This is a genomic window from Patulibacter medicamentivorans (assembly GCF_000240225.1).
Lineage (GTDB): Bacteria > Actinomycetota > Thermoleophilia > Solirubrobacterales > Solirubrobacteraceae > Patulibacter > Patulibacter medicamentivorans.
In genome coordinates this window covers 1-9,062 of the sequence record NZ_AGUD01000120.1, presented here as the reverse complement: position 1 = coordinate 9,062, position 9,062 = coordinate 1, and the positions used below count along the sequence as shown (strand labels likewise).

The following is a 9,062-nucleotide window of genomic DNA, read 5'->3' as shown; positions in this document are numbered from 1 at the left end:
CCGGGGCCGCCGCGCGGCGGGCCTCCGACAGCGCGACCGCCAGCGCGGAGCGGCGGCGGCCCGCCTCGGCCAGGTCCGCGTCGGCCTGGGCGGTCGCGCCCTCGACGTCCTCGAGCTCCGCGAGCCGCGCGCGGCACTGCTCGGCGTGGGCCAGGACGGCGGCGACCGTGCCGCCGTGCTTGCGCTCCAGCCGCGAGATCGCCTGCAGCCGCTCCTCGACCCGCTCCAGCTCGGCCGGGTCGGCGTCGAGGCCGTCGAGGTGGCGCTGCAGCTCGGCCGCCAGGTCGTCGGCCTCGATCCGCAGCGAGCGCACCCGCTCGGTCAGGACGTCGAGCCCGGCATCGACCCCGAGCACGCCGTCGAGCGCCGACTCCCCCGCCACCAGGGCGGTGCCGGCGGCCCCCTCCTCGGTGCCCAGCGCCTGCGCGGCGACGAACGTCGCCTGGCGCAGGGCCTCGACGTGGCGCAGGCGCTCGCGGGTGGCGGCCAGCTCGTCGCGCTCCGCCTCGCCGGGGTCGACCTCGTCGATCTCGGCCAGCTCGAAGCGCAGCAGGTCGAGCTCGCGCTCGCGGGCGCCGGCGGCGTCCTGCAGCTCCTGGAGCCGGCGGCGGGCGTCGCGCTCGGCGGCGTAGGCCGCGGCGTGCGCGGCACGGCGCTCCAGGTGCCCGCTGCCGGCCTTGCCGCGCCCGTCGCAGAAGCCGTCCAGCAGCTCCATCTGGGCCGCCGGCGACAGCAGCCGGCGGGCCTCGTGCTGGCCGTGGAACGCGAGCAGGGCGGTGCCGACCTCGCGCAGGTCGGCGGCGGTCGCCGAGCGGCCGCCCAGGAACGCGCGCGAGCGGCCCTCCGCGGTCACCCGCCGGGCCAGGACCAGCTCCTCGGCGTCGGCCGGCAGCCGGTCGGCGATCTCGGCCGGCAGCTCGTCCGGGATCGTGAAGATCCCCTCGACCCAGGCCTCGGACGCGCCCGGCCGGACGATGCCGCTGCGCGGCTTGGCCCCGAGCAGCAGGTCCAGGGCATGGGCGAGCACGGTCTTGCCGGCGCCGGTCTCCCCCGTGACCACGTTGAGGCCCGGGACCAGCTCCAGCTCGGCCCGTTCGATCAGCAGCAGATTCTCGACGCGCAGCTCCAGCAGCACGCCGTGAGCGTGGCAGCGCGACAGGACGGATAGCCCGTTCCGCGCAGGTTCGCCACCGGATCGGCACGAAGCCGACGCCGTCCGCGCCCGCAGCCGCTCAGCCCGCCAGCCGCCCGAACTTCTCGCGCAGCCGCCGGTAGAAGCTCGAATCCGGCGTCTGGGCCAGCAGCGCGGCGTCGCGGCGGAAGCGGACCTGCATCGTCGCGTCGGCGGCCAGCAGGCCCCGCGGCCGGCCGTCGACGACCAGCTCGACCGGCGTCGAGGAGCCGTTGTGCAGCTCCAGCTCGCCGTCCGGCGCGACCACCAGCGCCCGCGCCGACAGGGTGTGCGGGGCGATGAACGAGACGGCGTAGCCCTCGACGCCCCACGCCAGCACCGGCCCGCCGTTGGCCAGGTTGTAGCCGGTGCTGCCGGCCGGGGTGGCGACGACCAGCCCGTCGCAGCGGACGTGGCCGACGTCCTCGCCGTCGATCTTGTAGCGCAGCGCCGCGACCCGGTCGCCGGAGCGGCGGTGGACGCTGACGTCGTTGATCGCGACGTGCGAGCTGCCGTCGGGCAGCGTCACCTCGAGCGCCGGCAGCGGCAGGACGTCGAACTCGCCGGCCAGCGCCCGCCGCAGCCCCTCCTCCTGCTCCTGCGGCTCGACGGTCGCGAGGAAGCCGATCTCGCCGAGGTTGACCGCGAACACCGGCACGTCGGTCAGCACCTGCCGGCGCAGGCCCTTGAGGATCGTGCCGTCGCCGCCGAGCACCACGCAGAGATCGGCGTCGGCCCGCCACGGCGCGTCGACGACGATCCCCGGCGCCGGCTCCAGGCCGTGCTTGGCCGTCTCCTCGACGTCGAACCACAGCTCCGCCCCGTCCCGCTCGGCGATCGTGCGCAGGGCGGCGAGCGCGTCGGCGGCCTGCGCCGGGCGACCGTGGGTCAGGACCGAGACGGTGCGTGCGGGTCCACGACCGCTCACGACGGATCCCCCGGCTCGGCCGCCAGCGCCAACGCCGCCAGGTCGTCGGTCCCGCCGCGCTCGCCCTCCGCCAGGTGCAGGAAGGTCTCGCGGTTGCCCTTCGGCCCCGGCAGCCCCGAGGGCGCCGCGGCCAGCACCGACCAGCCGCCCGCGCGGGCCGCCCCGGCGACGGTCTCGATCGCCTCGCGTCGCAGCGCCGGGTCGCGCACGACCCCGTCGCCGATCCGCGCCCGGCCGACCTCGAACTGCGGCTTGACCATCAGCAGCGCGTCGAAGCGCGGGGCGACCACCTCGCGCAGGGCGGGCAGCAGCTTGGTCAGCGAGATGAACGAGACGTCGGCCACCACGAGATCGGGAGCGTACGGGAGCAGGGCCGGCGTCAGGTGACGGGCGTTCTGGCGTTCGATCACGGTCACCCGCGGATCGCTGCGGATCGCCCACGCCAGCTCGCCGTAGGCGACGTCGACGGCGGCCACCGCGACCGCGCCCGACTGCAGCAGGCAATCGCTGAAGCCGCCGGTCGACGCGCCGACGTCGAGCGCGTGGCGCCCGGCGACCTCGATCTCCAGCCGCTCCAGCGCGTTGGCCAGCTTGATCCCCCCGCGCGACACGAACCGGGGCGGGGCGGCGGCCTCGACGGCGGTCCCCTCGTCGACCTGGGTGCCGGGCTTCAGGACGCCGGGACCGGACGGCCGGCCGTCGCCGATCCGCACGTCGCCGGCCAGGATCGCGGCCGCGGCCGCGGATCGCGACGGATACAGGCCACGCTGGTGCAGGAGCGTGTCGAGGCGGACCTTGGCCATCGGCCGGCACACCGTACTGCCTGGGGCCGGGCGAGCCGCAACAGGACGGTCACATGCGCTGTGATGCACCGCACACCGGAACAGGCGTTCGTGCCCCACCATGGGTCTTGTCGTGAGCAGCGCCCGCCTCATCTCCTTCCCCGCACACGGGGCGATCGAGTTCCTGCTCGGTCTGGCGTTGATGGCCGCACCGTTCGCCGTCGGGGCCGACCCCGCCGGGATCGTCGTCGGCTTCGGCCTGGGCGTGCTCGTCACCGGCGTCTCGCTGACGTCGATCGGTGCCGGTCCCCGCGGGACCACGACGTCGGTCACGGCGCACCAGGCGTACGACCAGGGCCTGTCCCTCGGTGGTGCCGGCGCCGCGCTGGTCCTCGCGATCGCCGGCCAGGGCGCCGTCGCGGTGTCGATCCTCGTGATCGCCGCGGCCCTCTTCACCCTCAGCATGGCGACCCGCTACAGCGCCCGCTGACCCAAGACTTCCCCCAGAGCACGAAACGCAACATCACATAGCTGGACCCACACAGCACTCTCCTCCCCGAAACGGCCCGCCTTGTGCGGGCCGTTTCACTTGGTGGGGCGGCACGCGCGAGGGCCCGGTCGATCGGACGCCCCCGCCACGGCCGCTCAGGACCGGGGCTGGTCGTCGACCTTGGCGTCGAGGCGGCCGTTCTCGTCGACCGTGACGCTGACGCCCAGGCGCGTGCCGCCGGCGGTCAGGACGCAGCGAATCGGCCGCTTGGTCGGGATCTCGACCGTCTTCGGGCAGGTCATGCCATCGGCCTTCTGCCCGACCTGCTGCTCGAGCACCGCCTTGGTCTGGGCCGCGATCACGCTGCCGATGGCGGTGCCGCCGACGGCCTTGACCTCGAACCGGGCCCGGTCGCCGTTGCGCTCGCTGACCTTGCCCTCCAGCCGCAGGACGGTGCCGCCGGGGTTCTTGCCGGTGCAGGAGACGGGCGTGCCGACCTTGGCCTCGATCTCGTCCCTGCAGCGGACGTCGGTCAGCGGGATCCCCTTCGCCTTGAACTGCGAGGCGATCGTCTTCTCGACCTCGCCGGTGTCCAGGGTCGACGTCCCGCAGGCGGTCAGGAGGGTCGCGCCGGCGGTCGCGAGCGCGATCGGGACGAGGGCGTGTGGGCGTCGGCGTCGGGACATGGGGCTCCTCGGAGGAACAGGGATGGCCCGGCCACGGTCGGTGGCCGGGTACGGGGCCGCATCGGGAGCGGACCCGGAAAGGGTGGCACGCGTCCCCCGCGCCACCCCGAGGGGACGGCGCGGCGGGCGCGACGGCCTCATGCCTCGGCCAGGACCCCGTCCGGCACGCCGAGCGCCGCGGCGACCCGCAGGGCGACGGCGCGACCGGTGTAGCCGACCTCGGCGTGCAGCAGCTTCGGCGCGCCGTGGGTGACGTAGCGGTCGGGCATCCCGATCCGGATCAGCTGGGTGGCGCCCGCGACGCCGGCCGCGGTGGTCAGGGCGATGCCGTGCTCCTCCGCCGCCTCGAAGACGGCCGAGCCGAAGCCTCCCGGCAGCACGCCCTCCTCGATCGTCACCAGCAGCTCGTGCTCGCGCGCGAGCGTCCGCACCAGGTCGACGTCGATCGGCTTGGCGAAGCGGCCGTCGGCGACGGTCGTCTCGATCCCGGCCTCGCGCAGCAGCCCCGCGGCCTGCAGGCCGACCTGGACGCCGCTGCCGTAGCCGAGGATCGCGACCCGGTCACCCTGGCGCAGGACCTCGCCCTTGCCGATCTCCTGGGTCAGCGCGACCTGCGGGAGCGGGACGCCGATGCCCTCGCCGCGCGGGTAGCGCAGGGCGAACGGGCCGTCGAAGGCGATCCCGGTGCGCAGCAGGTGGACCAGCTCGGCCTCGTCGCGCGGGGCCGCCACGATCATGTTCGGCAGCGCCCGCAGGTACGAGATGTCGAAGACGCCGTGGTGGGTCGGGCCGTCGTCGCCGACGAGCCCGGCGCGGTCCATCGCCAGCACCACGTCGAGCTCCTGGAGCGCGACGTCGTGGACGATCTGGTCGTAGGCGCGCTGCAGGAAGGTCGAGTAGATCGCCGCGACCGGCTTGAGGCCCTCGAGCGCCAGGCCGGACGCGAACAGCAGCGCCTGCTGCTCGGCGATCCCGACGTCGAAGTAGTGCTGCGGCTCGGCCTCCTGGAGCAGGTTCAGGCCGGTGCCGGAGTTCATCGCGGCGGTGATCCCGACGACCCGGCGGTCGGCGCGGACCTCCTCGACCATCCGCTCGCCGAAGACCTGGGTGTAGGTCGGCGGCTTCGGCGCGGCGTCGGGATCGGCGGGGACCTTCGGCGCCGGGGCGCCGCCGACGATGCTGCCGGGCTTGGCCGCGTGCCACTGCTCCATGCCCGCCAGGCCGCCGTCCTCGGCCGGCGCGAAGCCCTTGCCCTTGACGGTCTTGACGTGGACCACGACCGGGCGGTCGGCGGCGAACGCCTGCCGCAGCGCCCGCCGCAGGGCGCGCACGTCGTGGCCGTCGACGACCCCGACGTAGGCCCAGTCCAGCGACTCCCACAGCTCGCCCTCGGCGTTGAGCAGCTTCATCGAGCCCTTGACCGGCGGCCCGACGCGCTCCACCAGCCCGCCGACGCCCGGCAGGTCGGTCAGCGCCTCCTCGACCTTCTCGCGGCCGTGCCACAGCTTCGGCTTCAGCCGCACGCCCTGGAAGTAGCGGGAGAGCGCACCGACGTTGGGGCTGATCGACATCCCGTTGTCGTTCAGGATCACGACCAGCGGGGTGCCGAGGCCACCCGCCTGGTGCGCGGCCTCGAAGGCGACGCCGCCGGTCATCGCGCCGTCGCCGATCACGGCCACGACCCGGCCCGGGACGCCGTCGTCGCCGGCGCCGCGGGCCGAGACGTCGTGCTCCTTGAGCCGCATCCCCTCGCGCAGGCCGACGCCGTAGCCGATCGAGGTCGACGCGTGGCCGGCGCCCATGATGTCGTGCTCGGACTCGAAGATCGCGCAGAACGGCGCCAGGCCGTCGTACTTGCGGATCGTCGCCAGCTGGTCGCGGCGCCCGGTGAGGATCTTGTGCGGGTAGGCCTGGTGGCCGACGTCCCAGAGGATCTTGTCCCGCGGGCTGTCCATCAGCGAGTGCAGCGCGACCGCGATCTCGCAGGTGCCGAGATTGGCGCCGAAGTGCCCGCCGATCTCGCCGACCGTGTCGATGATGTGCTCGCGCACCTCCTGCGCGACCTGCTGCAGCTCCTCCTCGGAGAGGCCGTGCAGGTCCTGGGGGCGATCGATGCGGTCCAGCAGCCGGGTCATCGAGTCAGTTCGTCCTCGTGTGGAAGAAGGCGGTGAGGGTCCTGAGGTCGGGCGCGCCGGAGGGGTCGGCGTCGTCGAGGGCGCTCGCGGCGGCGGCGTGGTGACGCCGCGCCATCTCTCGCGCCCCCTGTAGACCGTACTCGGTCACGTACGTGCGCTTCCCGTGGCGCTCGTCGCTGCCCTGGGGCTTGCCGAGGTCCTGCTCGGTGCCCGTCACGTCGAGGATGTCGTCGACGATCTGGAACAGGACGCCGAGCTCGGCGGCGAACCGGCGGTAGGGCTCGGCCCGCTCGTCGTCGAGGCCGGCGAGCCGCACGACCCCGCCGACCGAGGCGCCGATCAGGCGGCCGGTCTTGAGGCCGTGGAGCACGCGCAGCCGCTCGCCGGCGTCGCCCTCCTCCCCCGCGCGGGCGCTCGATCCGATGCCCTTGACGTCGAGGAACTGGCCGCCGACCATCCCGTCGACCCCGGTCGCGTCGGCCAGCTCGGCGGCCGCGGCCAGGACCCGCTCGGCCGGGACGCCGCCGGCGCGCGCGCCGTCCCGCAGCAGCAGGTGGAAGGCCTCGGCGTAGAGCGCGTCGCCGGCCAGGATCGCGACGTCCTCGCCGTAGGCGACGTGGCAGGTGGGACGGCCGCGACGGAGGTCGTCGTCGTCCATCGCCGGCAGGTCGTCGTGGATCAGCGAGTAGGTGTGGATCAGCTCGATCGCCGCCGCCAGCGGCAGCACGTCGCGATCCTCCAGGCCGACGGCGCGCGCGGTCGCCAGCGCCAGCACCGGGCGGATCCGCTTGCCGCCGGCGAGCAGCGAGTAGCGCATCGCCTCCTCGAGGCCGGCGACGCCGGCGCTGCGGGCGGGGAAGCGCAGCTGCTCCAGGTAGCGCTCGATGGTGTCGCGCAGGTGATCCGGGTAGACCGGGACCGCCGTCGCCGGGGACGAGGTGCTCACTGGCCACCGCCCCCGCTCTCGCGCACCAGCCGGTCGAAGGCCGCGCCCGCCTCGCCCGCGGTGATCGCGGCCTGCTCGGCGGCGGTGACCTGCTGGTCGGGCTCGGCCGCGTCGTCGGCGACCCGGCCGAGGGCGTGCTCCAGCCGGGCCAGCTGGATCTGGAAGTCGCGATCGGCGTCGTCGGCCACCCCCACAGTGTGAAGGATCGGCTGGCCCGTGGGTGGGGTGACCGTCACGCCCCCGTCGCCAGCCCCGATCCGGGCGCGTGCTAGGCCGACGTGGCCGGTGGATCGCTGGCGGCGCGGTCGCGGAGGACCGCGGCGAGGATCCCGTTGACGAACTTCGGCGCGTCGCTGCCGCAGAACCGCTTGGCCGTCTCGACCGCCTCGGAGATCGCGCCCTCCGGCGGGATCGGCGTCTCGCCGGGAACGACGTCGGGGTGGAGCATCTCGAGCAGCGCGACCCGCATGATCGAGCGCTCCAGCGGCGCGATCCGCTCGATCGTCCAGCCCTTGGCGTACTGGCCGATCAGGGCGTCCAGCTCCTCCTGGTGATCGGTCGTCGCGTGCGCGAGGGAGCGCGTGAACATCGCGGTCCCCTGCTCGAACAGCTCGTGCAGCGGCCGTCCGGTCAGATCGTGCTGATAGACGGTGAAGACGGCCTCGCGCCGCTGCTCGCTCCGACGGGACATGCAGCGGGGAAGCGTACGGGACCCCGTCACCCGATGGCGCCCGCCCGTGCCACGCGGCGCCCGCGCAGGCCCGCGCGAGCCCGTCCGCCCGCCGCCGGACCTCAGCGGCTCCCGCCGTCGATCCCGTTGAGCGCGTCGACGACCCGCATCAGGTCGCCGCGCCGGTAGAAGTTCACCGCCACCAGGTTCGGCGTCCGGTGGCGGATCGCGGCGCATGCCCGCGCCCGCGCGAGCAGCGGCCCGTAGGCGTTGACCGTCGCGGCCTGGGTCGGCTGCGGCAGCGGGTCGGTCGAGATCCAGTGGTTCAGCAGCAGCAGCGGCGCGCTCGACGGGCCGCGGTTGGGCACGCAGCTGGCGGGCCGGCGGGCCGGGTCGGTCAGCTGCCCGACCCGGCCGAAGGCGTAGGGCGTCTCCTGCAGCGCGCGGGCGTAGGCCGGGCGGTACCACGGCGCTCCGCCGGCGCGCTCCTCGGCCAGCAGGACCAGCCGCTGGTCGCTGGCGATCATCTGGCGCAGCGTCGGCCAGCGGCCGTCGACCGGGCCGCGGTAGACGTGCCGCTCGAGGCCGGCCCGGCGGACCGCGGCGACGAAGTCGGCCGGCGTGATCGCGTCCTGGTTGACGACCACGACGACCTCGCCCGGGTTGGCGACCAGGAACCGCCGCAGCTGGCCGAGCACGTCGTCGAGCTTGGTCGCGCCCAGCTCGCAGAAGGTGTGGCAGAGGTAGATCCCCCGCTCGCCCCGGCCCTTGAACCCGAGCCGCGCCCGGATCCGCAGCGCGGCGTCGACCGCCTCCGGCCCGATCCCGTCGCGGCCGGCCGTCTCGCGCGCCGCGGCGTCGTCGATCACGGTCCGGATCCGGCCGTTGGGCAGCCGGTCGGCGTAGTGGGTGTCGATCAGCAGGCCGCGGACGCCATCGCGCAGCTGCTCGGGGATCGGGCGGTCCTGCTCGGCCGAGTACCAGCCGGGCAGCGGGACCGACATCGAGTTGTGGGTCGCCGGCAGGGCGACCTCGTTCAGCGGCCGGTCGCAGAGCTCCTCGTGGCCGTTGCAGAGCCCCGACCCGGGCGGCGGCGTGCCGGTGCCGCCGGAGGCCGCGAAGGCGCCGGTCGCCAGCGCGATCGCCGCGGCGGCCAGCGCGGGCGCGAGCAGCCGCCTGGCGCGGCGGTGCGACGGCCGGTCGCGACTGGCCTCTTGAGCGTCCGGCGCGGCCTCCGCGGTCGCCGCGCCGATC

At 75.0% G+C, this 9,062-nt stretch carries 10 protein-coding genes; 1 reads left to right on the top strand and 9 read right to left on the bottom strand.

What is annotated here, in order from left to right; genetic code table 11:
• The 3 genes from PAI11_RS09590 to PAI11_RS09580 all read right to left on the bottom strand — a co-directional run.
• Nucleotides 1-1,135, bottom strand: a 1,135-nt coding sequence (locus tag PAI11_RS09590) for an AAA family ATPase (protein ID WP_040599528.1), incomplete at its 3' end; no start/stop codon positions are given.
• A 97-nt stretch (nt 1,136-1,232) separates the two neighbouring features.
• Nucleotides 1,233-2,099 (bottom strand): NAD(+)/NADH kinase, encoded by an 867-nt coding sequence (locus PAI11_RS09585; RefSeq protein ID WP_007573664.1) that lies wholly within the window; start codon nt 2,097-2,099, stop codon nt 1,233-1,235.
• Nucleotides 2,096-2,902: a TlyA family RNA methyltransferase gene (locus PAI11_RS09580; RefSeq protein WP_007573663.1), complete on the bottom strand. Its 807-nt coding sequence runs from the start codon at nt 2,900-2,902 to the stop codon at nt 2,096-2,098. The genes PAI11_RS09585 and PAI11_RS09580 overlap by 4 nt, the downstream gene beginning before the upstream one ends.
• A gap of 112 nt (nt 2,903-3,014) precedes the next feature.
• On the opposite strand from PAI11_RS09580, the gene PAI11_RS09575 reads away from it, so the two are divergent.
• On the top strand, nt 3,015-3,371 hold the full coding sequence (locus tag PAI11_RS09575; protein WP_007573661.1) for a hypothetical protein: 357 nt from the start codon (nt 3,015-3,017) through the stop codon (nt 3,369-3,371).
• 155 nt (nt 3,372-3,526) lie between these two features.
• Here PAI11_RS09575 and PAI11_RS24210 read toward each other — a convergent pair whose 3' ends face one another.
• The 6 genes from PAI11_RS24210 to PAI11_RS27015 form a co-directional block, all read right to left on the bottom strand.
• Nucleotides 3,527-4,057 (bottom strand): DUF4333 domain-containing protein, encoded by a 531-nt coding sequence (locus tag PAI11_RS24210; protein ID WP_007573658.1) that lies wholly within the window; start codon nt 4,055-4,057, stop codon nt 3,527-3,529.
• A 137-nt stretch (nt 4,058-4,194) separates the two neighbouring features.
• Nucleotides 4,195-6,192: a 1-deoxy-D-xylulose-5-phosphate synthase gene (gene dxs, locus PAI11_RS09565; RefSeq protein WP_007573656.1), complete on the bottom strand. Its 1,998-nt coding sequence runs from the start codon at nt 6,190-6,192 to the stop codon at nt 4,195-4,197.
• 4 nt (nt 6,193-6,196) lie between these two features.
• Nucleotides 6,197-7,138: a polyprenyl synthetase family protein gene (locus PAI11_RS09560; protein WP_007573654.1), complete on the bottom strand. Its 942-nt coding sequence runs from the start codon at nt 7,136-7,138 to the stop codon at nt 6,197-6,199.
• Nucleotides 7,135-7,326: a hypothetical protein gene (locus tag PAI11_RS09555; RefSeq protein WP_138974205.1), complete on the bottom strand. Its 192-nt coding sequence runs from the start codon at nt 7,324-7,326 to the stop codon at nt 7,135-7,137. Before PAI11_RS09555 ends, PAI11_RS09560 begins: the two co-directional genes overlap by 4 nt.
• An 80-nt stretch (nt 7,327-7,406) precedes the next feature.
• Nucleotides 7,407-7,829, bottom strand: coding sequence for a transcription antitermination factor NusB (gene nusB / locus PAI11_RS09550; protein WP_007573649.1), 423 nt, complete (start codon nt 7,827-7,829; stop codon nt 7,407-7,409).
• 101 nt (nt 7,830-7,930) lie between these two features.
• On the bottom strand, nt 7,931-9,062 hold a 1,132-nt coding region (locus tag PAI11_RS27015; RefSeq protein WP_040599526.1), incomplete at its 5' end, for a phosphoinositide-specific phospholipase C-related protein.

What these genes read in the sequence shown, in the direction of transcription:
- PAI11_RS09580 (WP_007573663.1), bottom strand. Translation starts at nt 2,902, where the DNA reads ATGGCCAAGGTCCGCCTCGACACGCTCCTGCACCAGCGTGGCCTGTAT.
- PAI11_RS24210 (WP_007573658.1), bottom strand. Translation starts at nt 4,057, where the DNA reads ATGTCCCGACGCCGACGCCCACACGCCCTCGTCCCGATCGCGCTCGCG.
- dxs (WP_007573656.1), bottom strand. Translation starts at nt 6,192, where the DNA reads ATGACCCGGCTGCTGGACCGCATCGATCGCCCCCAGGACCTGCACGGC.
- nusB (WP_007573649.1), bottom strand. Translation starts at nt 7,829, where the DNA reads ATGTCCCGTCGGAGCGAGCAGCGGCGCGAGGCCGTCTTCACCGTCTAT.